23 protein-coding genes are annotated in these 22,952 nt (G+C 61.8%); 11 read left to right on the forward strand and 12 right to left on the reverse strand.

Annotated elements, in window-relative coordinates; genetic code table 11:
• Window positions 1–76: 76 nt before the first annotated feature.
• From E4K65_RS33160 to E4K65_RS33180, 5 genes are all read right to left on the reverse strand, one after another.
• Window positions 77–2,002, reverse strand: a complete 1,926-nt coding sequence (locus tag E4K65_RS33160) for a sensor histidine kinase (protein WP_135177699.1) — start codon at window positions 2,000–2,002, stop codon at window positions 77–79.
• Window positions 1,999–2,670, reverse strand: coding sequence for a response regulator (locus tag E4K65_RS33165; RefSeq protein ID WP_167771347.1), 672 nt, complete (start codon window positions 2,668–2,670; stop codon window positions 1,999–2,001). Before E4K65_RS33165 ends, E4K65_RS33160 begins: the two co-directional genes overlap by 4 nt.
• 118 nt (window positions 2,671–2,788) lie before the next feature.
• The gene (locus E4K65_RS33170; RefSeq protein ID WP_135177701.1) at window positions 2,789–5,515 is read right to left on the reverse strand and encodes a T6SS phospholipase effector Tle1-like catalytic domain-containing protein; all 2,727 of its coding nucleotides are present in this window, start codon (window positions 5,513–5,515) and stop codon (window positions 2,789–2,791) included.
• Window positions 5,516–5,791: 276 nt separating this feature from the next.
• On the reverse strand, window positions 5,792–6,043 hold the full coding sequence (locus E4K65_RS33175; RefSeq protein WP_135177702.1) for a GCG_CRPN prefix-to-repeats domain-containing protein: 252 nt from the start codon (window positions 6,041–6,043) through the stop codon (window positions 5,792–5,794).
• A gap of 25 nt (window positions 6,044–6,068) precedes the next feature.
• Window positions 6,069–6,311, reverse strand: coding sequence for a hypothetical protein (locus tag E4K65_RS33180; protein WP_049823732.1), 243 nt, complete (start codon window positions 6,309–6,311; stop codon window positions 6,069–6,071).
• 295 nt (window positions 6,312–6,606) lie between these two features.
• Between E4K65_RS33180 and E4K65_RS33185 the strand changes: the two genes are divergently transcribed.
• Complete coding sequence (locus E4K65_RS33185) at window positions 6,607–7,566, forward strand: AraC family transcriptional regulator (RefSeq protein WP_135177703.1); 960 nt, start codon at window positions 6,607–6,609, stop codon at window positions 7,564–7,566.
• 133 nt (window positions 7,567–7,699) lie between these two features.
• On the opposite strand, the gene E4K65_RS33190 is transcribed toward E4K65_RS33185, so the two are convergent.
• Complete coding sequence (locus tag E4K65_RS33190; protein WP_025575772.1) at window positions 7,700–7,933, reverse strand: hypothetical protein; 234 nt, start codon at window positions 7,931–7,933, stop codon at window positions 7,700–7,702.
• Window positions 7,934–8,092: 159 nt separating this feature from the next.
• Entirely contained in the window at window positions 8,093–8,395 is a 303-nt protein-coding gene (locus tag E4K65_RS33195) for a hypothetical protein (RefSeq protein WP_135177704.1), read from the reverse strand.
• A gap of 609 nt (window positions 8,396–9,004) precedes the next feature.
• Here E4K65_RS33195 and E4K65_RS47735 point away from each other — a divergent pair.
• Together E4K65_RS47735 and E4K65_RS33200 are read left to right on the forward strand one after the other, a co-directional pair.
• A complete protein-coding gene (locus tag E4K65_RS47735) occupies window positions 9,005–9,181 on the forward strand; it encodes a hypothetical protein (RefSeq protein ID WP_167771348.1) in 177 nt (58 codons plus the stop codon).
• Window positions 9,182–9,215: 34 nt separating this feature from the next.
• A complete protein-coding gene (locus E4K65_RS33200) occupies window positions 9,216–9,872 on the forward strand; it encodes a hypothetical protein (protein ID WP_135177705.1) in 657 nt (218 codons plus the stop codon).
• On the opposite strand, the gene E4K65_RS48245 is transcribed toward E4K65_RS33200, so the two are convergent.
• The 4 genes from E4K65_RS48245 to E4K65_RS33220 form a co-directional block, all read right to left on the reverse strand.
• Complete coding sequence (locus E4K65_RS48245) at window positions 9,869–10,702, reverse strand: DUF2971 domain-containing protein (RefSeq protein WP_209312109.1); 834 nt, start codon at window positions 10,700–10,702, stop codon at window positions 9,869–9,871. The genes E4K65_RS33200 and E4K65_RS48245 overlap by 4 nt on opposite strands.
• Window positions 10,683–10,988 carry a hypothetical protein gene (locus tag E4K65_RS33210; protein WP_235885813.1) on the reverse strand — a complete coding sequence of 102 codons (306 nt, stop codon included), beginning with the start codon at window positions 10,986–10,988 and terminating at the stop codon, window positions 10,683–10,685. The genes E4K65_RS48245 and E4K65_RS33210 overlap by 20 nt, the downstream gene beginning before the upstream one ends.
• Window positions 10,989–11,365: 377 nt before the next feature.
• Window positions 11,366–12,331: an ImmA/IrrE family metallo-endopeptidase gene (locus tag E4K65_RS33215; protein WP_135177706.1), complete on the reverse strand. Its 966-nt coding sequence runs from the start codon at window positions 12,329–12,331 to the stop codon at window positions 11,366–11,368.
• The gene (locus E4K65_RS33220; protein WP_135177707.1) at window positions 12,328–12,654 is read right to left on the reverse strand and encodes a helix-turn-helix domain-containing protein; all 327 of its coding nucleotides are present in this window, start codon (window positions 12,652–12,654) and stop codon (window positions 12,328–12,330) included. The genes E4K65_RS33215 and E4K65_RS33220 overlap by 4 nt, the downstream gene beginning before the upstream one ends.
• Window positions 12,655–12,782: 128 nt before the next feature.
• On the opposite strand from E4K65_RS33220, the gene E4K65_RS33225 reads away from it, so the two are divergent.
• The 8 genes from E4K65_RS33225 to E4K65_RS33260 all read left to right on the forward strand — a co-directional run bounded on the left by E4K65_RS33225 (window position 12,783) and on the right by E4K65_RS33260 (window position 22,306).
• Window positions 12,783–14,078: a nucleotidyltransferase domain-containing protein gene (locus E4K65_RS33225; RefSeq protein WP_235885814.1), complete on the forward strand. Its 1,296-nt coding sequence runs from the start codon at window positions 12,783–12,785 to the stop codon at window positions 14,076–14,078.
• Between the two features lie 17 nt (window positions 14,079–14,095).
• A complete protein-coding gene (locus E4K65_RS33230) occupies window positions 14,096–14,530 on the forward strand; it encodes a type II CBASS E2 protein (protein ID WP_235885815.1) in 435 nt (144 codons plus the stop codon).
• On the forward strand, window positions 14,527–15,561 hold the full coding sequence (locus tag E4K65_RS33235; protein WP_135177708.1) for a CBASS cGAMP-activated phospholipase: 1,035 nt from the start codon (window positions 14,527–14,529) through the stop codon (window positions 15,559–15,561). Before E4K65_RS33230 ends, E4K65_RS33235 begins: the two co-directional genes overlap by 4 nt.
• A 412-nt stretch (window positions 15,562–15,973) precedes the next feature.
• Window positions 15,974–19,045: a DEAD/DEAH box helicase gene (locus E4K65_RS33240; RefSeq protein WP_135177709.1), complete on the forward strand. Its 3,072-nt coding sequence runs from the start codon at window positions 15,974–15,976 to the stop codon at window positions 19,043–19,045.
• Window positions 19,046–19,135: 90 nt separating this feature from the next.
• Window positions 19,136–20,167, forward strand: a complete 1,032-nt coding sequence (locus E4K65_RS33245) for a DUF4365 domain-containing protein (RefSeq protein WP_135177710.1) — start codon at window positions 19,136–19,138, stop codon at window positions 20,165–20,167.
• A 214-nt stretch (window positions 20,168–20,381) separates the two neighbouring features.
• On the forward strand, window positions 20,382–20,573 hold the full coding sequence (locus E4K65_RS33250) for a hypothetical protein (RefSeq protein ID WP_135177711.1): 192 nt from the start codon (window positions 20,382–20,384) through the stop codon (window positions 20,571–20,573).
• Between the two features lie 318 nt (window positions 20,574–20,891).
• On the forward strand, window positions 20,892–21,728 hold the full coding sequence (locus tag E4K65_RS33255) for a bis-aminopropyl spermidine synthase family protein (RefSeq protein WP_135177712.1): 837 nt from the start codon (window positions 20,892–20,894) through the stop codon (window positions 21,726–21,728).
• Window positions 21,725–22,306, forward strand: a complete 582-nt coding sequence (locus tag E4K65_RS33260) for a hypothetical protein (protein ID WP_135177713.1) — start codon at window positions 21,725–21,727, stop codon at window positions 22,304–22,306. The genes E4K65_RS33255 and E4K65_RS33260 overlap by 4 nt, the downstream gene beginning before the upstream one ends.
• Here E4K65_RS33260 and E4K65_RS33265 read toward each other — a convergent pair.
• Entirely contained in the window at window positions 22,303–22,950 is a 648-nt protein-coding gene (locus E4K65_RS33265) for a hypothetical protein (protein ID WP_135177714.1), read from the reverse strand. The genes E4K65_RS33260 and E4K65_RS33265 overlap by 4 nt on opposite strands.
• Between the last annotated feature and the right edge of the window lie 2 nt (window positions 22,951–22,952).

The raw sequence follows: 22,952 nt of genomic DNA on the forward strand, positions 1-22,952 counted from the left end.
CCCCGTCCTCCGCATGAGAACCATCCGGCCCGTTCCCTCTCTCCGTGCGTCCCACACGTTCGGGGAGGGGGGCTTTTCAGCTGGCAGCGGCGTCGCTGTCGGGAAAGATCTGCGGCAATTGCAGCCGTACCCGCGTGCCCGAGGCATCCGAGCCCAGATCGAGCACCGCGCCGCAGCGCGCAGCGCGGCTTCTCATGTTGCGCAGGCCCCGTGCGGTCTGGCTCGTGCCCGCGGCCGCGCAATCGCCCGCCAGCGCAAAACCACGGCCGTCGTCGGTCACGCTGATCACGCCGTACGGCCCCTGGTCCGCGTCAAGCGTCTCGATCGTGACCGCGATATTGCCGGCGTGCGCGTGCTTGACCGCATTGGTCACGGCCTCGTCGAGGATGCGCACGATCTGGATGACGTGCCATGGTCTCAGCTCGGGATGCAGCGGCAGGCCCTGCGGCGTCGCCACGCGCCAGTCGAGTGCGATGTCGTGCGGCCGCAATTGCATCGCCGCGCGCTCGCGCCAGGAGCCGAGCGCGAGCATGAGGTCGCCGCCGATGTCGTCCATGGAGTCGATGACGAGACGGAGATCCTTCAGCGCCGCGCGGGCGGCGTCCGTGATGGTCGCGCCCTCATGGCCGCGCTCGGACAGCGCGACGATGCTGACGAGCTGGCCGCCGAGGCCGTCATGCAGGTCGCGCATCAGCCGCGTGCGCTCGTTGGCGAGCGCGGCGGCACGGGCGCGCGCTTCCTCGCGGGCAAAGCTTGCCTTCAGCCGCTCCTCGGCCTCGCGCACGCGCGTCACGAGCTGGCCGGCGAAGCTGTCGACCTGGTTCAGCGCGCGGGCGAAGCGCCAGGTCAGCCCGGCGCCGATCGCGACCAGCATCGCCGAATAGGACAGGCGCGAGACGAAGATGCGTTCGTTGGTGACGATCTCGGACACCGACAGCATGTCGTGGACCCAGCAGGTCAGCACGATGCTCACCGCGCAGCCGAGCGTGAAGCTCGCGGCATCCTGCCGCCGCACCACCGCGGCCGCGGTGACGCAGGCCATCAGGACCAGGCAGACCCCGACCGTGGGGATGCCAAGCAGGAGAAACAGAATGCGCGGCAGCGGCGGCCCGGCGATCAGCCCGACCACGAACACGGCGATGCCCGGCGCGAACAGCAGCGTGCCGTAGCGCGGCCAGCGCCAGCCGAAGAACAGCACGCCGAACACGACGATCAGCGCGCTCTCGGTCGGCGCCGATGCCAGCAGCACCGAGGCAAGCCGCGACGTGGTGGCCGGGGGCACCGGCGGCGGTACGAACGCCTGCACCACGCCGAGCACCATCGCCGCCGCCAGCACGCCGTAGACCGGCTCGCGGCGCCGCATCAGCCACATGATCGCGAGGATGACGGCGAGGATGGACTGCCACGCCGAGAACACCACCGGCAGCGTGACGAACAGCAGCGTGCGCGTCTCATAGGCGGGACGCAAGGCTGCATCGGGGCCGACATAGACGGTGTCGAGAAAACCCTTCAGTGGCCCCCATACGAACAGCCGCACCGTGAGCTCGTTGCTGCCGTCGCGCAGCAGCGAAGCGGGGATGAGCGCAATCTGCGGCGTGTTGCGGTCCGGCCGGTTGGCGTTGGCATCACGCCGCGAATCGAGCACCACGACGCCGTTGACGGCGACTTCCACCGCATTGCTGAAGCGCGGCAGGAACACCGACCATCCCGACGCCGCATCGCCGCGGCGGAAGGTGAAGGCGCCGGTGTAGAGCGGGGGATCGGCCAGCGAGTAACGCGACGAGGTGAAATGCGGCAGCGTCACGGGATGCGTCGCGCCGTCCTCCCGCAGCGAAAATCCGCTCAAGGCAAAATCGTCGGGGTCGCTCGGCTGGAGCAGCCGCAGCCCGAGGATGGTGGCGATCACGATCAACGCCTGCAGCAGCAGGTAGGGCACGAGGCGCGCGGCCAGCAGCCGGCGCCGCGCGGGTTTGATCGTTGCCTTCGCCGCGATCTCGCTCACAGCTTGATCAGGCCCTGCTGCACCGCCTCGAACACCGCTTCGCTGCGCGTGTGGACCTCGAGCTTGCGATAGATGTTCTTGATGTGCCCGGGCACGGTCTGCCTGGACAGGCCGAGATGGCTCGCGATCTCGGCATAGCTGAAACCCTTGGCGATGCCCCAGAGGATGTCGATCTCGCGCGGGGTCAGCCTTGCGGTGTTGAGTGCGGGGCCCGGCGGCGGCTCCGCCGAATTTTGCGTTCGCCGCACGATGAAGCGGGCGATCGAGGCCGAGATCGGCGAATGGCCGGCGACCAGATCGCGCACGGTGGTGGCGATATCGGTGGGGAAGGCGTCCTTGAGCAGGTAGCCGGTGGCGCCGACCGTCATCGCGGAGATCACGCTCTCCTCGTCGCCGAGCGCCGAGATCACCATGATCTCGGTATCGGGAAAGCGCTGCCGGACCTCGCGGATCAGCTCGACGCCGTGGCCGTCGGGAAGCCTGAGATCGGTGAGCAGCACGCGCGGTGTCGCCTCGCCCAGCGCCGATCGGGCCTCTCCCAGTGTGCCGGCGCTGCGCACCTCGTAGCCGGCCTTGACCAGTGCATCCTGGAGCCGCCAGCAGGTCGGCGCGTCATCCTCGACGAGGAGGATGGTGATGGCTTCACCCGTCTCGCCCTGTTCGCTCATGTCCATCGTCCCGCACCGCGTGTCCCCCGTGGCGCGAGGTCAGCTTAACCGCGGCGCGGACGCCGCGACACCCATAATCATGGGGGCGGCGATGAGGCGGCATCCGGGACGCGGGTGCCTACTGCTTCGTCGCGGCCGGTTTATCCGTCGGCATGGGCGGGCTCGGCAGTCGCTGCACGATGATACGCGCCGTGCCGGCATTGTTCTTGTAGAACTGCTCATAGGGCCCCTGGACCGCGTCGAGCTTCGCCGGCCGCAACGGTGCCGGCAGCAGTGTTGGGTAAATCTGCACGGCGTCGTTGACGTAGAAGAACAGATCGCCGGCGTCGGGCGCGACGAATTCCGCCACCAGCCGTCCCGACAGTTTCTGGTTCTCCCAGATCGTGCGCGCCGTAGCATCCTTCGGCACCGGCTCGAAAGGTCCGAGCTTGCCGACAGCGAGTTTGAGCGGATTGTTGTCGGGAAGTGCCTCGAACTCCTTCGTCTTGTCGAGCTGGGTCGGATACCTGCCCTTGCGCTTGTCCGCATCGTCCTCGAACGGAATGGTCGGATTCATCCGGCGCGGCAATTCGTCGGCCGGCATGACGTTGACGGCCTGCAGCGGAATGTCGCTCATTCCCTTCGTGCCGACGCGTACCACGGGCTGGAACCAGGCGGCGCCGAACTGACGGAGCGTCGGCAGGGCGAGGTAGTGAGGCGTGAAATAGGTCGTGAAGCCGTTTGTGCCGCTCATGATGGTGCGGTCGAACCAGGGATCCTCGATCTCGACCCAGACGCGGTATTTGCGGCCCTTCTCGACCGCGAGGCCGCTCCACCAGCAAAATTCCTCCGTCGCGAAACGGCCGCGCGCATCGACCGGCTCGTCGGGCACGGGCGTCCCTGCCTCCGGCCCGGGCGTCGTGCAGATATTGCCGGTCGCAACGCGCGCCGTGAAGACGCTGGTCGCTCCAATCAGCAGTGCGGAATAGAAGATGATGAACAGGAAGGCGCCGGGCAGCACGAACCTGGCGAAAATCCAGCGGGCCGGCCCCGCATTCAGCCGCATCCACCGGGCGAAGCGGAGCAGCCTGCCGGGCTCATCGACATTCTGCCGGCTTGCCATGCGACGTGGCCTGCTCCAGGCCAGCCGCGCGCGTTCCTGGATGGTGTCGCGCAGCACCGAGTTCCTGCGCCAGATAAGGTACGTGATGGCCAGGACGATCGAGGTGACGAACGGGTAATACAGCGTGATGTCGAGCCACGGCGCCGCATAGGATGGCAGGACGTTCCTGACCAGATTGGCGAGCGGACCCAGCACGCCGCCAACGAGCCAGTCGATGGTGGCGATGACGTGCAGCACCACCGTGCCTTGCAGGCCGTGGTCCTTCGACACCCCGATCAGGCTGCGGGCGATCCACGGCCAGATCGCGATCACGCCGACCATGACCAGCAGCGAGAAATAGGCGACGCGCCGCCACCACACGGTGTCGCGCGTGAGCCTGGCCATTTCGGCGCTGGGCGTGTTCATGCGCGTGAAGTCCTCGGCCTCCTTCTCGCGCCGCGGGCCCTTGGCTTTCGCGACATAGGCCTGCTTCATCGCCTCGCGGGTACCGTCCTCGATGAGGTTCAGCTTGCTGCCGTCCGGCATCAGCACCAGCGCGTCCGCCGGCAGCATGATCGGCGCGTAGTCGTCGCAGCCGAACAGCATGCGTTCGATGACGGCGAAGTGCACCACCGGCAGCCCGCCATTGACTTCACCGGCGAGGACCGGGCGTGGTCCGTAACGGTAGAGCACGGCGGCGCCGCTGCGCGAATCGTGCTTCGGTCCGATCGCCGATTGGTATTCCCTGAAGTGCTCGATCTCGCCGTCCTGGAAACGGAGCCTGCCGTCGAGCTGATCGGTCATCCAGACCAGCGGCACGAAGGACAGCGTGGAATCCGGATAGCCGCCGCCGATGTCGGAATGCACGCCCGCGAACCACACCTCCTTGACCGTCTGGTCGGCCGCCAGATGGCTCTGGTCGATCCGTAGCGGATGGAAGGTGGTGCGCTCGTCGTCCAGCGCCAGCGCATGACAGATGTGCTTCACCTTGCGCGAGGGCCGGTGATTGCGAAACGAGATCGGCCAGATCGCCCAGTCGATCGCGACGCGCAGCTCCTCGATCGGGACGCCGAAGGCCTCGACCGTGTCGAACAGTCCCATGAATTCGATGTCGACGTTCTCGCGACCGTTCATCGCCGCCCGGACATCGGCGTAGGAACGGTGCCCGCAGATCGAATGATAGAGATAGAGCAGGAGATCGCGGATGAAGCGCGCGATCCAGATCGTCGGCAGGCTCTTCTTCAATGGCACGGTGTCGCGGCGGTATTCCCGCCACGCGGCCATGGCGTTGCGCTCCATCTCCTCGTGCGACACCGGGGTGCCTTCGATCTCCGCCGGCACGAGACCCTGGCTCGCGACCATGGACGCCAGCGTACGCGCGGTGAACGCGCCGCGGCTGAAGCCGAAGATGTAGATCTCGTCGCCCTCGCGCCAGTTCCAGCACAGGAAGCGATAGAGCTTGCGGACGTTGCTGGGCACGCCGATGCCGGTGGCGCCGTCGAGCGCGGCGAGCGGCGCCCAGCCGGCGGTGCCGACACCCTTGATGTAGTGCGAGATCTGATCCGGCTGGGTGTGATCGAGCGCCTCGTAGAGACGCCAGACGCTCGATTCCTGGGTGGTGAACGCGTTGCCCGTGCCATCGGCGAACAGCACCAGCTTGCGTTTGGAGGAGGCGGAGCCGGCCGTCCTGCCGGCCTTCATGTCGCTATGTGGGTGTTCCGATCCGGCAATATCGGCGTTCCGCTCGCCATCATGATGTGGCATGGGCTTCTCCGGCAATTTCGCGAGGAGCGCTTCAGGCCCGGGCCGCGCAGCGCTCCCCGGATTCAATCAATGATTGCGTCAGAAAATAAGGTGTATTCTGCACACAATCCCGCTGAGGTAGCAAGCGGGAACCTGCACTCTCGCTGCGGTCGGACGCCGCGGAATGACGGTCGCGAAAAGCATTTGGTTGTGCTGGTCGGCGTGCCGGACGGCGAAGGCAAGCGATGTCCGCGGACGCCTCTCCCGACGAACGGGGAGAGGCGGAGCGATCAGCCTCTACCTGCCATTGCCGCGGCAGCGGCCACCGGGCCCGATATGGAAGCCGCGCGGGCAGGCATGCGCGGCGGGGTTGGCGTAGTTTCGCAGGCAGCCGCCGTAGGGGCCGCGATGCCAGCCGGGGCCGCAGCCGCCGGCGACGGCGATGACGTCGCCATTCGCGCTCGCGCCGAGCGGCGCGAGCGGCATGGCCTGGGCAACGCCCGTGATCGCGCCGAGCGCGACGGCTGCGGCAAACAGGGTGCGCATCATGTCTTGTCTCCCGAGTGCGGTTGCTTCAATGGCCGGCGGCGAATGCGATGCCGGCGCGCACTTCGGCTATCGCCTGGTCGATCAGCCCGATGGCCTTCTCGCGATGGCCGCCCTTGTTCGGCTCGGCCTTGCCGAGCTCGGCGCGGGCCGATTGCAGGATCGCGATGGCTTCGTCCATGTGCGGCTGCGCGCCCAGCGCGTAACCGATGCAGAGGCTGGTCGCGATGACGCCGCCGAGCACGAAGCTGCGGGGTAGAGAGGTTCGCATGTCGTTGTCTCCCCCAGCGGGCGTCAGGCTGGGCCCGCCCGGTTGCCCGGATGCAGCCCCCTGTGTGGCGGATGCCGCAACCGCCGCCTGAATAGGGCCCGCCGATGCGGACCGTCTTGGACTGTCCGGCGCCGGCGACGTCACGGCTTGGACTGACCGGCGCAGCTTGATTCACGTTGGCGTGCTGATAGCCTGCGGGCTGCGGCCTTCAGCACGGGGTCATTTCCTGCCTGCGAGGTTCGGCCGGTTTCACGCACGACGTTTTTCGAAAAAGTCTTTGTTGGAAGTCCTTTCGATGTCCGTCATCAGGAAAGCGCTCTCCACCGACATGCTCCCGCAGGGCCTGTCCGACCGGCAGCGCTTCATTCGCTTCGCCGAATTGTTCGAGCATTTCTCCAACACGGGCGAGCTGGATCCGGCATCCGACGTGCCGTTTCGCGCCACGATGAACTCGATCCACATCGGCACCACCATGCTTGGGCGTTGCGACGGCAGCTTCGTCACGGTGCGGCGGGAGAAGCGCCAGGTGATCGAGACCGGCGACGACCGTTTTTGCCTCGCGCGCAATACCGGAGATCTTTCTTCGCAGGTGGTCCATCGCGGCCGCGAGTTCACCATGCGGCCGGGATCGATGGTGCTGCTCAAGCTGGACGAGCCGTTCTTCGCCGCTGACGGCGCGAGCCACAAGCGCTTCACCAATGTGCATCTGCCGGTCGATACGCTGCGGGCGATGGTGCCCGATGCCGACGATCTCGTCGGCTGCGAGCTCGAGCCCGGCGGCGCGCTGTCGCTGGCGATGGACTACAGCGATCTCCTGCTGCGCCATTCCGCCGCCGCCGACGAGGCCGGCATGGCGATCGCCGCCCATTTGCTCGATCTCGCCGCGATCGGTCTCGGCGCCCGCAGCGATATTGCAGCCGCGGCCCGCCGCCGGGGCCTGCGCGCCGTGCGGCTCAAGGCCGTGCTGCCGATTCTGGAAACGCGCTTCCACGAACCGGATTTTTCCGCACAAAAGCTTGCCGCCGCCGCCGGTCTCTCCGAACGCTACGTCAACGAGCTGCTGTTCGAAGCCGGCGCGAGCTTTACCACGCGCCTCAACGAACTGCGCCTGCGCAAGGCCGCCGACCTCCTCGCCCACCGCGAGGGCCGCATCAGCGACATCGCGTTTGCCTGCGGCTTCAACGACCTCTCTTATTTCAACCGCTGCTTCCGCAGGCGGTTCGGGCTGACGCCGACGGCGGCGAGGGGGAAGTGAGGATCGCTCTTCGTAGAGTGGGTTAGCAACCTGCCGAAGCTCGAAGAGCGGAGGCTGGGAGCGTAACCCACCTCTTTTGCTTTCGCGGAGACAGACAGTGGTGGGTTACGCTGACGCTAACCCACTCCACAGCCTACAATGTCTCCACCCGCGGCGGCGGATAGCGCCGCGCCAGCGCCGACAACGGCAGGTGCCGTTCGCCTTCCGGCAGTTCCAGATAGGCCAGCACGAGCGGCCGCTTCCAGTCACCGATGCCGAAATCCATCGCCGTCCATTTCTGCGGCTCGGGGCCTTCGAGGCCCCGGACCCAGACGAAATAGCGGGGGAGGTCGTCGGCATCGGCTTCCGTCGTGCGTCTCCTGGCCATCAAAGCTGCTCGCTGCAACACCATGTACTGCTGCAGGATATAGGCATCGACTTGGCGAAGTCGAACGCCTCGATGGTCGTTCGTACCGGCACGCACGCGGCCTGCTGCCGGCACAGAGCGTCGGGGAGGCCGACGCCGGTTGCACGCGGCACTTTCTCGTCACTGCCAGAGCCGACTCTCCGCAACCCGGTTGATGTCGGCGATCCGCCGGTCGGCGTCGGCGTTCAGGTCGATGCTTGCAACCAGCGTCAGCAGGCGGTGATAGGCGCCGTCGGCGACCTCGACCGGCAGCGGGGCTTCGTCAAAGGCCTCGACATAGCTGCCGACGAGACCGCTCAACAGGCGGCACAGGCCGCGCTGGGCGGGATCGTCCCGGCCGAGCGTCTCGAGCTTCTGTTGAAATGTACGGAAGGTGCGCAAACCGTGGTGCTGCTGCGAAAGCCACGTGTGCAGGTCGTTCATGTGAGCCTCTTCGAGTTACAGAAGAAGCTACCGGTTTATACAGTGCGGATGGGAGGATGGCTAGGGAGGGCGATGCTGAGGTTCGTTGAACCAGTCCGCCTTCGCCAAGGCTTCGGCGGGACAGCCTTCGCAGCTTCGCCTCGACGGTGCGGAGTTTGGCTCGCCCAGCCGTAGCTGCGAAGCAGCGAAGGCTGGTGCCCCTGGCCGGCAGTCGCCTAATCAAGTAACGATTGGAAATAAAAGAACTTTTCACCGCTTGTGGCTGCCGATACCGACAGAAATACCGACAGGTGGACTGCGCTATTAGCTGGCAAAAAATAATCCGGCAGGCTCCCCGCAGCACGCACGCCCGATGCCTTTCCGGCCTCTGCAATTGTCCCGACCGGAATCGAACCCGGCTCTGACTCGAATCGCGGCGGGATCGCCCTAACTTGATAGCGCGAGGTCAGGGGAGCGTCTTGTCATGCGTACTCTCTACACTGTGCCCCACAATGCCGAGCTAGACACGTACCTCGTGGCGAACGACTTCGGGGGCGGCGCCAGACCGACGCTGAAAACGCCGATCGCGATCAGCCATCTGCTGGGCGGGCCAATAACGATGGCGTGCCAATGTCCGACAACACACTGAACAAGGCGCTGCAGATTATGAGCTACGATACTGGCCCCGGCAGCGACCACTACGCCCACGACTTCCGCTCAATCGCGTCGACCCTGCTCAACGAAGAGGGCAGTTTTGCAGCCGAAAAGCAGATAGCCGCCGTCCGCCTCTGTTTGGCGTTTCTGTGATAGTGGTAATAAAAGCAGGCCGCAGGATCACGCCATGGCTGATGTGCCGAAGCTCCTCGAGGAATTGTCGAGCTTAACGCTGCTCGAAGCTACAGAACTCGCCGAGATTCTGAAGAAGAAGTGGCGACCGCCGGAGGTATCTCTGGCCGACATAAAGCGCGATCTTCCGCATTGGCCCGATGCAGTCATTGAACTGTGGCTGTTCTACCTCGCAAACCGCAGCGCTGGTGATACGGGTTGGCCTCCGCCGGAGCCGCTCGGCAATCACGCGTGGGCAGCTATCCTTGGATACAGGCCCCTTTCATGGTGGCGAGAGGTTAGCTGGAAGCGCGAAACGACTGATTGTGGCTTTGCAAATCTCTGCCCGGGTACGAAGGTCATTGTGGCACAAGTGTTGATGGAGAAAGCAAGCGGCACGATTGATGAGGAGACCGGGAGGCGATTCAAGAAGGGGGCAGATTACCTGATGAAGAATGGCGTGTTCGAAAAGCCGCTTGTTGCGATAAGGCTTCCCGATGGTTTGAGTATCCTCGACGGTAATCACCGGATAAGCGCGTTCTGTGGCCTGCAAGAAACGCCCGCCGAATTACTGGAGCCGCGCGGTTTAAAGAAGCCGGCGCTCGAACAAGACCTATGGATCGGGACGCACAACGGCGGCGAAGTGCCGCTCGATTATCCACCTGGCCTTTAGCCCGCCCCGTCTACCGCTTTGATGCCGAGCTTGCCGAGTTCATCGCGGAGGAATTCGAGGTCGCAGCCCGGGCCGGGAAAAACCTCCGTGATCGTGCCATCTGTCATAGCTTTTCGGTAATCAAAGCCGAGTTCGAGCCCAAGGGGAAATTCCATCTTCGTGCCGTCGGCCAAGACGAAATGTCCCATGCCAATCGCCGAAAGCGAAATACGCAACTCGCGCTCATCAGCATAGCTCTTGTCCTTGACGTAGGTGTAGCGGATCGGATTGGGCATCCGGTCGATGTTTTCCCGCGCTTCTTCCCACGACAAATAATCGACGATTCCGTAGTTTACGGAGAATATCTGCTTGCAGACGTTTCCTCGGTACAGCAGTCCATTCCTGACCCTCATGGTCTCATTGATGACGGCACGCAGCTTCGCGAAGTCGAAAGCAATGCCAACTTTACCATGTGCGCTGCCATTCCCGTACTCGCGCCAGATGTGGTCGGAGTTCTCCAGTGAGAAGCAGCTCGCATAGGTCCGGTTTCGGCAGCGGTCATAATAGTCCGCCCCAGAGAAATCGGATGCCCGTTCGAACCGGGCGGCCTCATTGGCGGCGCGATCTTGTTGCAACTGCTCACCGTCATGCCCGTCGGCATTCCGGAAGTCCTTGTAGCTATCGACCCGGTTGAAATAGAGGTATCCGCCGCTCACCGACCGGAGCAGGTTCTCAACCGTCATGATTTTGTAAAGCTGTTGCCCGGCCGGCGGTGCGGTGAGCATTCCGGCGTGCGGTTCAATGGCCCCTAGCGCGGAGTCGAACGGAGCACTATCGGTGTTTTCGGTCATGGCAGCAGTGTGAGGACGTAGCGCGCTGTGCGGATCGGCAGCCTAGCTTGCCCTCGCTTTCGACCCTCGGCAGCGAAGCATGATATTCATCTACGCTGTTGAGATCAATCATGGTCTTGCCCCCCATCTTGTAGGCCCTGATTCTCTCGTGGGCGATCAGCTCATAAGCTTTAGTTCTTCCAAATTTGCCATAGCGGCAACCGTCCTTGAACTCGACGAGCCGGCGCTGCTTGACATTTTCATTGTCAACCATGGTTCCTGCATATGCTTCGATGATCTCCGCCACGACCGGATCAAGCCCCTCTGAGCGAGACGGCTACTTCCATGGTGCGACCTTGGAGTCGACGCGGGCTTATCAGGAAGGCGCTGCTTTTGTGGTAGCTGACGAAGTTCCTGCTGACTCGTTTCGATGCCATCTGCGCGTAGCCCAATTGTTCGGATGGGTTGATCTAAACCGCCTGCGTGGCCAAAAAAACGGATCTGATGCCGCGGCTAACTCCTGCGCGCTGTAGAGTGCAAATCGGACAGACCAGAAGCCGAAGACGGTGCAGACCTTCGACGGCCATAGCAGCTTGTAGGTGACGATGGACCCCCACGTACATTTCTTCAAATCGGACGACCCCTAGGAGGCGATGAACATGATCGCCGCTGCGTTTTTTCTGGCTAGCGGCGTGACCCAAAGCCGCGATCTTGTCTCAAGGGCATAGCAGGCGTTTGTCCGTTCTTCACGAACCGATCGTAAGTATCTTCCAAATCCGCTTCATCCCGAAAAAAGATTGGTGCACTCCCTTCGAAATGGAGGAGGGTGATTTCCTGGTCGTACCGTTCGGACCGAATGCACATCTCAAGGAGCCCTTCAGGAAATCCCCAAGCCTCGGCCGGCTGCACAAGCCCGGCCTTTGTTTCTTCGGTGAAGAGTCGCCTCTTCGCAGAAGCTGCAGCAGGAAGCTCGAACACCGTGTCTTTCGTGCGAATAAACCGTCCGGATTTCAAGGCGGGATCGCTTGATCGCGCCCATAGCGCGAAACCTTCATTTGATACGACCATCATGGCGCGCGTCTCGGTATATTCCAGCCATCGCAAGATCGCAGCGGTCAGGGAGACGCCGTATCGTTTTGCAAGAGCGCTGAGGCGCTTGAAATCGGGTCGTTCGTTTGCCGGAAGCTGACGCCGGAAATCATGAAAGGGCATCAGAAGAGTTGCCGCAAACTCGTCGGCCTCCTTTTCAATGCCTTTGCCGTTGCGTTGCAGGATGCTTTCTTCGTCGCAATAGACTCCACCATCATACTGCTCATCGCTTTCGATTAGATCGCGATGCAAAATGTAGTGCCCGAATTCATGCCCCAGGGTGAAGGCCTTTCGCCCCGGCGACTGGTTCTTGTGATAGGCGATACCCCATTGCCGCGGCTTGGTCTCACTGTAGACGAGGGCGCCCATGCAGCCTTTCAGATTGCGCTCTTCGACGGTGACGATCGGGCTTTGTGGTGCGATCTGCTTCGAATATTCGAGTGCCAGAAACTGCATATCAACAGGATGGCGATCGAAGCGATCCGCTCCGTGATAGGCGTCCAGCAATTGCGTGATGCGATTGGCTTCCTTCAGCGGGCGCGGTCGATCTGCAACGGTCATTTATCTTTTTTTGCTCCAAGGATTTTGGCCATTTGCCGCAGCTGTTCCTTCGTCTCAGACGGCAGGCCGGTATACTCCCGAAAGAATGCAAGATCGGTGGCGTCACCGACGCTCTGTTCATCGCGGCCGAAAAGATAATCCACAGTCACATCGAGCGCCTTCGCGATCGCCGACAGCTTCTCCGCCGAAGGCCGCGGCGGATTCTTGTTTTCCAATTCCCAGACATAGCTTTTTGCCGAACTGGTCGCCTTGGCCAGGTCGTCCAAGGTCATGTTCTTTGCGGTACGTAGTTCTTTGATTCTTTTGCCGAACTTGTCAGGCATTGTCTCCCCGAGGCGATGTAACTCAGAAAATTCGGTGTAGCGGTACTCTATGACCCTTGACAGCGGGAGGCAACCCTCTTTACTTTGTTCGGAGTAGCGATACTAACGTTACCGCTTGGGAGGCTAGGTTGGCCGGGACCAAGCCTTGGACCCGGAAAGGAACCTTCATGCTGACTCTGCCGGCCTATGACGGCCTTGACCCCTTCGAAGATCCCCTCGACCGGCTGTTGGCGCAGATTGCTATCGAATTGCAGCTTCCGCCGTCCCTCTTCGACCAGGCCGGAGACCGATATGCGGGCGTGCGCAAGCGGCTCGAGGGCACTTCGGCGTTCGCCGGATTGATCGAACATTTCTACCCCCAGGGGTCGATGGCCATCGACGCGACGATCTCGACCCGCGGCACCGACGATGAATATGACCTCGATATCGTGGCGCAGCTCGGCGGCTATTTCCGCGAGATGGCTCCACTGGCGGTCTTGATCGAGCTGGAAAAAGCGCTGGTCAACTATCCCGTGCAGCGCATCACGCGACAGACCCGATGCGTGACTCTGCATTACGCAGACAAGATGCATCTTGATATCACGCCGGGCATTCGCGTTGCGGATACAACCGAGCGCGAAAGCTATATCATGCACGCCAAGGGGCCGAAGCCCAGCCATGACGATCGCCTGGTCGACATGAATGCCTATGCCTTTGCTTGCTGGTATCAGGAGCGCACGCCGCTCGAGCGGCGGCTCGCAAAATCCTTCGACCGGCATTGGCGGGGAATCGACGAGCTCATGGCCAAAGACGAGGCCGAAGTCGACGACGTTCCGGATCAAACGCATTTTTCTGTCAAGAACACCGCCACCTTGGCGCTGCAATTGATCAAGCGCTTCCGCAACATCCGGTATGCCGACTACAGTGGCCGCATTCCCCCGTCGGTCGTGCTTTCCTATTACGCGGCGCTCGCGGCGCGTCCGAACATGCGCTTGTCCGAGATGGTGATCCGCATCGCGAAATGGATCCTGCGTGATATTGAGGCGGCATCGATCAGCGGCAAGCGGCTGCATGTCGCCAATCCGATGTGTCCGAGTGACGTCTTTACCGACCGGTGGCCTGAATCCGTCGCTCAGCAGAACAGGTTTGCCAACCATCTCAAGGACCTCGTCAACGGGCTGGAGGCGATGGCCAAGATGACGATGGCGGCGGACGCCATCGGCGAGTGGTTGCGCAAAATGTTCGGCGACCGCGTCGTCACCAAGGCGGCGGACAGCACCGCCATCCGGCTCGGCGCCGCCATTCAGAACTCGCGGCAGAGCTACTCCCGCAAGGGACGCTTACTCGTGCCCGGTACGGGGCGCTCACTCAGCGCCGCGGTCGCTCCGCTGGTCGGCCCGGCGACCTCAGCCAAAGCCCACACCTTCTTCGGGGTGAGGTTCTGACGGTGATACGGCGGCCCATGTCAATCGACGCGCAGGTCGCCCGAATGAAGTCGACGTGGCCCCTGTTCACCACGCACAACATCGATCGCGCGCAGCAGGCGGCCCGGTGGACAGGCCATGTCGAACCGCATCTCACCCGCTACAAGCTGGAAATTCGATATGCGGTCGGCAATTTCCCTGAGGTCCGTATCCTCACGCCTCCGCTGACCCGGCTCCCGGGCAATGCCGAGGGCGCGCTGCCTCATGTTTATCCACCAGCCGACGATCCGACCCTTTGCCTGTTCGATCCCGAGGCCGGTCAGTGGGACTTTTCCATGGCCATCGCCGAGACCACGTTGCCGTGGGCGTGCGATTGGATCGTCTGCTACGAGCTTTGGCTCATCACAGGCGTCTGGCGCGGCGGCGGCCGACATGCAGGAGATCCACCCCCACATCGAAAGGAAACACCTTGAACTACATCCCGCCCCGTCGATCCGATGGCACGCTGCAAACGGCGAGGCTCAAGCAGCCCTGGCCGCAGGACCGGCCGTTCCGCATTTTGAGCATTGATGGCGGCGGCATCCGCGGCGTCTTTCCCGCCGCCTATCTCGCCGAACTCGAAAGGCGCTTTTTGGCAGGGCGCCCAATCTCCGATTATTTCGACATGGTCGCCGGCACCTCGACCGGCGGCATCATCGCCCTAGCCCTCGCGCACGGAATGACCGCAAGTGAGGCGCTGAAGATTTACAGCGAGCGCGGAGCGCGCATCTTTCCACCGATGCGCGGCATCAGCGGCCTGCGCCGGGCGCTGCGCTGGATCTCAAAGCCCAAGCATAACCAGAACGTACTCAAGGACGAATTACTGCAGGTCTTCGGCGACGCCTTCCTCGACGATGCCAAGGCTCGTCTTGTCGTTCCGAGCTTTGAGGGGTTGCATGGCGAGCCCTTCATCTACAAAACGCCTCACCATCCAGACTATCAGAACGACCGCCATAAGAAATTCGCCCATGTCGCCCTGCACACGACGGCGGCGCCGTCCTACTTCCCGGCCGTTGATGACGACGGCTATGTGATGATCGACGGCGGGATTTGGGCCAACAATCCAATTATGAACGCCGTCGTTGACGTCTTGGCGTGTTTTGATGTTCCGCGGGAGAACATGCGAGTCTTGTCAATCGGGACCGGCACGTCGACGTTTACGGTCGACGCCGACGCTCAGAAGGGCGGCGTTGCCCAATGGGCCTTTATGCGCTCATTCAACGCCGCGGCGCGGGCGCAATCCAAGAATGCCCTTGGGCAAGCCTTCTTGCTGCTGGGCAAGCCGAACGTGGTGCGCATCGATCCGCCGGAGACCGATCGCCCGATCGCCATGGACGATGTTGACCGGTCGCTTCGCGAACTTCCCGAGATGGCCAGGAGCTTGGCGGAGGGATCAGGCCATCACGTCAATGGCAAGTTCTTCCAGGAGCCAGTCCAAGCCTTCATCCGTTGCCCGAAGCGGTAACGCATTTTCAGGCTCACCAGGCCCGGCATAAGAGCTAACACCACACCGATTGCGGCTCTTAAATCAAACTTCAAACTCTCAGAGCTACATATTCAAGTGCTTCGGAAACGACATTCCAACGGTTAGAGCGTTGGCTACCATCGTCCTCTCAATGCTGAAATAGGGTCCGATTCCCCCAAGGAGCGCCAGCAAACTCAGGCACTTAGTTTAGCCAACCAACCGCGTTCGTTGAAAATGGTTGAATAAGACGTGTCGAGCTAATGGACCTGCGACTTCGGGGCGCAACTCCAGCCAGGCTCTTACCTAACCCAAGGTTGCATAGATGCCGCACTAATGCGCTGCTAGGTGGGTGTGCTTGACCCGCTCGTGTCGAACTGGTCACCGGCGAGTGAGTGAATTGACGGTATCGAGAATGACTGACCGAGAGTTGAAGAAATTGGGACTTTGGAAGCATCAGAGCGACGCAGTCCGGATAGGAGAGGCTTACTTCGCATCCGGAAGCAAACGGGGCTGCTTGATCCACATGCCGACCGGCACCGGGAAGACCGGCGTCATGGCTGTGCTTGCTATAATGCGGGCAACGTCCGCTCCCGTCCTCGTTGTCTGTCCGTCCGCTGCGCTAGTAGAACAGTTGATGTCCGAATTCCGATCGCGGTTTTGGGACACAATCGGTGCCGGACCGGAGTGGCGCCCCGACCAAATCTTTCAGGCACTGCCAGGTTCGGTTCGGCAAATGGGCGACAAATTGCGTGGATCTGCCGGTCTACGGACGATCGTGGTCGCGACCATCCAAGCCGTGCAACAGATCCACGCTACGGGCGACATTGGCCTGTTGCGGGGTACTATCGGAACGATTGTCTTCGACGAGGGACATCGAGAGCCGGCCCCGCTTTGGGCCGCCGTCGTCCGCGATTTCAACGTGCCGACCGTGCTCTTCAGCGCCACGCCCTTCCGGGGCGACTTGAAGGTGTTCAATGTCGATGACGGCTACATTTATTTTCTCTCCTTCGAGAAGGCCGTCGCAAGCGCGCTAATCCGCGGCGTCGAACTGCGGAAGATAGATCTAGCGGACGACGCAGCAACGTTCGCGAGACAGGTAGTGGCGGAAACGGACCGGCTCGTCACGACCGGTCGCTTGGATCGCGGCCACAAGGTGATCGTACGGGCAGGAAGCGAGGATACTGTCGTCGATCTGTACCAAGCGTTCTTGTCCGCCCTCGCCGGGCGCACGGACGGAGTTATGGCGTTGCACAACAACTTCACGCCGGCCGGGCCACCGGGGGCGCAACTTCGGCCCGACGTACCGGCGGATCTGCGTCAAAGATCCGAGCGCTTCCTAATCCATCAATTCATGTTGGTGGAGGGCATCGACGATCCAAGATGCTCGGTGCTCGCGCTGTACGAGCCCTTCGGCAATACAAGGATGCTGGTGCAGCAAGTCGGCCGGCTCACGCGCCAGTCGGCCCCCCTCGGCACGAAGATGCCCGAAGCATGCGTTTTGACCCGGCCGTCCGACGACGTGGATCGTGATTGGGGAAGCTTCCTTGCCTACGACAAGGCTTGCGTCGCGAACGGAGGCAAACCGCCGCTCCGCAACGGCGACGATGTGCTCCGAGGCCTGGTGGCTGCTCTCCCGCAGATGGACTACGTCAGCGGAAAGTTCCGTACCCGAATTGACCTCGATGATGCAGATCTCTCGGACGATCTGAGGTTTCCTCAGGCCGCGCTCGTCTATGACGTTTCTGACCAGTTTGACCTGGACAAATTTCAGACTGCGGTTTCCGAGGCACTCGATGCGGAAGACCGATTTCAACACCAGACTCGCGGCATCCCGGGAGGAACCTGCCGCTATCACGTCACATTGCGGATGAACCAGTCTCCCTTTCTTGCGGAATATCTCTTTCAGGCGGCCTCGCTCGAGGTGACGATCTACACCCTGATCGGCAGACGCTTGTATTTCTACGACAGTGCCGGGTTGTGGATCGACGAACTCGATGAGCTGACTGGTCGTCTTCGGCCCATGCAATTGCGCTCGCTGTTACCCGAAGACGTCGACAACACGGTTTCGTTTCTCGCGGTCAAGAATACCGATCTCGGACCGTCCGCTCTTCGGTCGCGCTCGCTGTCCGCGCGCTCCTTGGAACGGGCAGGCGTCTTCATGGGCGAACACATGAACGTCGTCACGCGGGCAGGCGGGTGGGCAGATGGTACGCGGCGAGCGGTGGGATTCTCCCGCAGCCGTGTCAGAGACGGTGCGGGCACCAATCTCACCGCCACCAAGTTTCGCGACTGGTGCGCGGAAATCGACGGCCTTCTGAAAGCGAAGCGGCCCGGGTCCCAGATATTGTCGCGATTTGCTGCGCCGACCGACACGCCTGCCGATACCACGCCGATTAATATCCTCGTCGATATGCTCGAGTTGACCGGGCAATTCAACAGCCCGACGACGCAGGTCGACGCAAAGTTCGATCCGGACGGACTATGCGTGGATATTGAAGTGGACGCTGGTCCGACTGCGCCGGCACCTTTCCGTTTCGCGCTGAAGGTCGATGGCGCGGACGTGAAGGTTTGGATCAAGTGGGACGCCAAGAAGCGCAAATACTGGCTGACGTCGCCCGCTCTTAGTCACGTCAAATCGAAATCGGAAGCGAAGGTCTCGCTCGCGAAGCGTCTGAATCAACTTCAACCATTCCGAATAATAACCGCGGATCTTGAGCATGCGTACGTTAACGGCGCATTCTATGCTCTCGATCTCGATCTCGCGAAGCCCGACGGTCCCGGGAGACTCGTCCTGGATCTTGTTATCCCGGTCAAACAACTTGGCGCGGTCACGTCGGAAAAGGGCGTTCCGATCGGAGCCGACCTTCCAACCTGGCAGAATGGTTCGCTATTCCGTGTGATCGATGACGCCCTTACGCACAGGCGCGGTACCCCTGAATTCGGGGCTCCTTTCCCGGCTTTGGTCTGCGACGACTTCGGCACAGAGGCCGGCGATTTCATCGGCGTCGACGACAATCCGCTAAGCGCGCGGGCGGTCTTCGTCGTAGCGAAGCATAAGCCCGGTGCCCCCGGCGTTTCCGCCTCAGATTTCTACGACGTCTGTGGACAAGGAGTGAAGAACCTCGCCTTTCTGAAAAGCGATGGCGACGATTTGCCGGGAGCGCTCAAAAAGTTCGATCAGGATTGGACGCTCAGCAAAGGAAAGGGCAAGGCAAAGAAGACCGATCGAATTCCGAGGAGGCGAGTCGGGCCTGGGTCTGCGGCGTTCCGCAAGATGCTCGCGCGAGTAAAGCAATCGCCCGGTGCAGAACGAGAGATCTGGCTCGTTTGCGCGGGTGGCATGCTTTCCAAGTCTGCTCTTGAGCGCGAATTCCAATCGTCGCCCCCAAAGGCGCACGTCTTGCAGTTCTATCACTTGGTGATCTCAACGTATTCCGCTTGCCAGTCGGTGGGCGTGAACCTTAAGATTTTCTCTGCGCCGTGAGGCTTGCGTCGAAGGCTTCGTTGCTTGCGCTCAAAGCGCTCGCCACTGACACAACGCGCCACATCTTAAAAATCCAGCAAAGTTTTGGACATGCCACGGCGAACGCCCTCACAACGCATCGGGTCCTTGGGACACCGAGTCGCAGCTGCGCAGTTCGAGCGGCTCGGCAGTTGGATCGTTAGAAATCAGGAGGAGGATGTCGGCATCGACATGGAGGTCGAGCTGTGCGATCCCGATCCGACCGCCGACTTTCTGAAGTGCCAGATCAAGAGCTTCGAAGGTGCCGCGGCCAAAAGACCGGTTCGGTTGAAGAATGAATTCCTGAAATACGCGTGTGAATGCAGGATTCCCGTCATTCTTGTGCTGGTCGAGTCAATTACGGGCCAGAGTTGGTTCTGCTGGCTTCAGGGATGCATCGAGGCCAATCGTCTTCGGCCTTCAATTTACGGTGCGCGTGGCTCAACGACGATTGCGGCCGAGTGGCTTGCCCCGCTCGACGGGCCGGGGAATGTAGAACTGAAGTCGATCGCCCGTGGTGTTCATCCGATAGCCAGGGCGACGCACGTTCGGGATCTGGTCCGGTTCGCGTTGGAGACGCACGACCACGAACTAGTCGGAGCCGCCAACCGACTCCTGGCCCGCTATCAAAAGGAGATCTCATATTTTCCCATCGACCTCGTCTTGGACGAAGTTCTGTCCTTGGGAAATCGAATATGGGCGACCCTCGAAGGAAACGCGCTCGCGGAGCTCCTCTACATGTTGGCGCGGTCTTACGGCGGACAGTTCAAACTCGAACAGATTCGGAAGCTCGTCCTACGCGGGGAAGGCTATTCGAGAACTGGAATAAATGCCTTAGGCATCATGTACGACGAGTTTCCCGAGCGCATGAAAGCCCTCAAGCTAGGTGAAGAATTTGAGCGGCACGATGATTGGAGAGTTTCTTATTTCTGCAAGCTGCGCGAGAAGCATTCGGGAGTTCCTGTCATGGCGCTGATTACGGGGGCATACGATTGCGCGGTCGACGGACGCGACCTGCACCCCAGCGCGAGGGAACGGGGTCTCAGCAAATGGGCAAATAGGGGCGACTGCGCCATCCTGGATTTCGCATACGAGGTCGATTGAAAGCGCGGCAATTCTCTGGATCGCCTTGGCGACCAGCTCGAAAAATTCCGGATCGCTGCGGCCATTCCGGAGGCGCGCCGAGGAGAGGCGACGCGGACCGACGTGCTCGTCTTGTCGGGAGCCGGTCGAGATCAAACGTCATTTTCACCCGGACCTATGGACAGCCGCCGCGACGCAGGTGCAAGGCTACGCTTCCGATCCGGGTGCTGCAGGGATGGGGATTTACCTCGTGTTCTGGTTCGGGGACGTCGTCCAAGCGACCCCGGCCCATCCGAACGGACCAAATAAGCCGACCTCGGCCGAAGAATTGGAGGGGATGTTGGTCGAAGGTCTGGATGCCGATTTGGTCGACCGCACGGATATCATCGCGTTCGACGTGTCGAATCCGACAGCGAAGAGGCCGTGAAGCTCGCCTCAGCTCGGCGGCGCAAGCCGAACGAACCCCAGTGATTCGGTAGCTACGGGGGCAGGCTGGACCCGTCGACGAACGCTGGCGCTGCGAGCATCGCGGAAGGCCGAGGGAGCCGCGACTTGCTCGCGTCGCTCAGGCCACGGACGGCTTGGTGGAAATGCAGTTGCATCAACCTATAGATAGGTCAGACTAGGTCTAATTTGCTGTGAAATAGGGCTGGTCCGGCCAGGTAGCACGGTTGCCCTGTGTGCGCGGGAAGCGTAAGCCGGATACTCGTTTTGATTGATTTGCCGCGCTTTCTGAGGGGGGAAGATGGCGAAAAAGCAGATCGACCTGCGCATGGCGATGAACGCGATTTCGGACGTGGTTCAAAACCGGCCGCGGCCGCTCCGGGAGTTCGATCAGATCTACATGAAGAGCGGCGACATGGTCATGCAGACGGAGTTCGTCGCGAACTGGGTCGAGGACAAGAACGTCGCATTCATCGGCGATGGCGACGCGATCAGCATTTCGATCGCCTATTTTAAACACTGCGGAATCACCGAGTACGGGCCGAAGTCGGTCACCGTCTTCGATTTCGACGAACGCATCGTCGAGGCCATCAGGCGCTTCGCCCAGAAGGAGGACATTCCGAACTTGACCGCCGAGCTCTATAACGTGCTGGACGCCTTTCCGAAACCAGGCGCGTTCGACCTATTCTATACCAATCCACCGTGGGGCCAGCACAACGACGGCGAGAGCGTCAACGTGTTCGCGCAGCGAGGTATGGAAGCGGTCGGCTACCGCGGCGACGGGATGATCGTGATCGCCGACGACAAGGAGCTGGAGTGGCCGAAGCAGGTCCTGGGCAAGGTACAGCGCTTCGGAGCGGAGAGCGGCTACTTCGTGTCGAGGATGATGCCGCGTCTGCATCTGTACCACCTGGACGATGCGCCCGATCTGCAGTCCTGCAATCTGGTGCTGTCGGCGTTGCCGGGCGCGGCCAGAGCCGTCGAGAGCACGCCTGTCGTGGAGCCGGAGCGGCTCAACAATTTCTACGGGCGATCGAAAGCTCCGCGGGTCCGCTATGTCCGCGAGAAAAAGCGGTTGAATTACGGTATGGCGAACGAAGACGAATACGAGCTGATTCTGCTGGAGGGACAGTCATGACGACCATCATCCGTCCGGGTGCGGGCATCCTCTACATGAAGGTGGGAAAGCACGCCCAGGAGTCCCTCGCGGACATCATCAAGCGGAAGTCGGAAGAGATCAAAAAGGCCGGCTTCAGCATGTGGGGCTACGGCGGCAACACCTGTCATCCGACGACGATGGTGCAGCCGTTCGCGGAGGACGTCCAGAAAAGCGGAGCGCCGATCTTCCTCTGCATGCAGGCTATGGATTCGAAACACGAAGCTGAGCCGCTGAGGGCCCACGAATACTCGGTGGACGGATTGAATTGGCAGGAGATTCCGAAGGACATCAACGTGCTGGGATCGCGCTACGCCTTGATGATCAAGAGCCTCAGGGAGGAGGATCACGTCCTGAAATTGCACGAGACGCGCGTTGCCGTAGGACCCAATGCCGGCCGTGTCGGCAGCCGCTACATCAAGGGGCGGGTCGACAAGGCGTGCCTGCTCGTGGATGAGAAGCCCGAGCTGGCCAACCAAGCGGAGACCTCGGACATCAATATAAATCTGGTCGCCGAATTGGTCGATCCCTATTCGGTCTTTCTGAGGGATCCCCGCTAGGCCGGAAGCTTGTCGCAGAGCAACTCGCCACTGTTGCCGCGCAGGTGTCCGACGTAGCTGTCCAGCCCCTCTCGCATGTTCTGCTCGTCGAACGTCGACGAGCATCCGAAGCAGATGGACATCACCTTGTCTACGGCAGGTTCGGCGCAGACCGAAGCCGCGAGCGCCGGACCGCCCTTCTTGGCGCAGATCCCGATCATGATCTGTTCGAAGCACCCGAAGCGCCCAGCGAGCGCGGGAACGATTTCGAGATCGGTGGCCAACTGCCAGGCGGCGGTCACGGCCCGCTTGTCGCCCGTCACCATGTTTTTCGCCGCACGATTGACCAGCACGGCAAGCAATTGGCTCTCGCCCGAGTCGAACGCGTAACCGGCCGACAGCGCGTGCTCTTCGTACTGCGCGGCCAGACCGAGTTCGGCATCGTCGGGTTCGAGGGCAGAGATCGAGGCGAGCACGGCGTCCAGCGCCTTCGCGGCCCTTTGCCGGTCGACGATCTTGCCCGACTTCTCGATCTTCCGCTTTAGGACGAATTTCGCCAGCGCAAGGCCGGCCACGGCGCGGCTTCCGCCAGCCAAAATGTCGATAAGATCGGGCGCCAAACCGTAGCACGACGCCTTGAACAGGACGTCGTTGTCGACGAGCACGA

This window comes from Bradyrhizobium niftali, assembly GCF_004571025.1.
Taxonomy (GTDB): Bacteria; Pseudomonadota; Alphaproteobacteria; order Rhizobiales; family Xanthobacteraceae; genus Bradyrhizobium; species Bradyrhizobium niftali.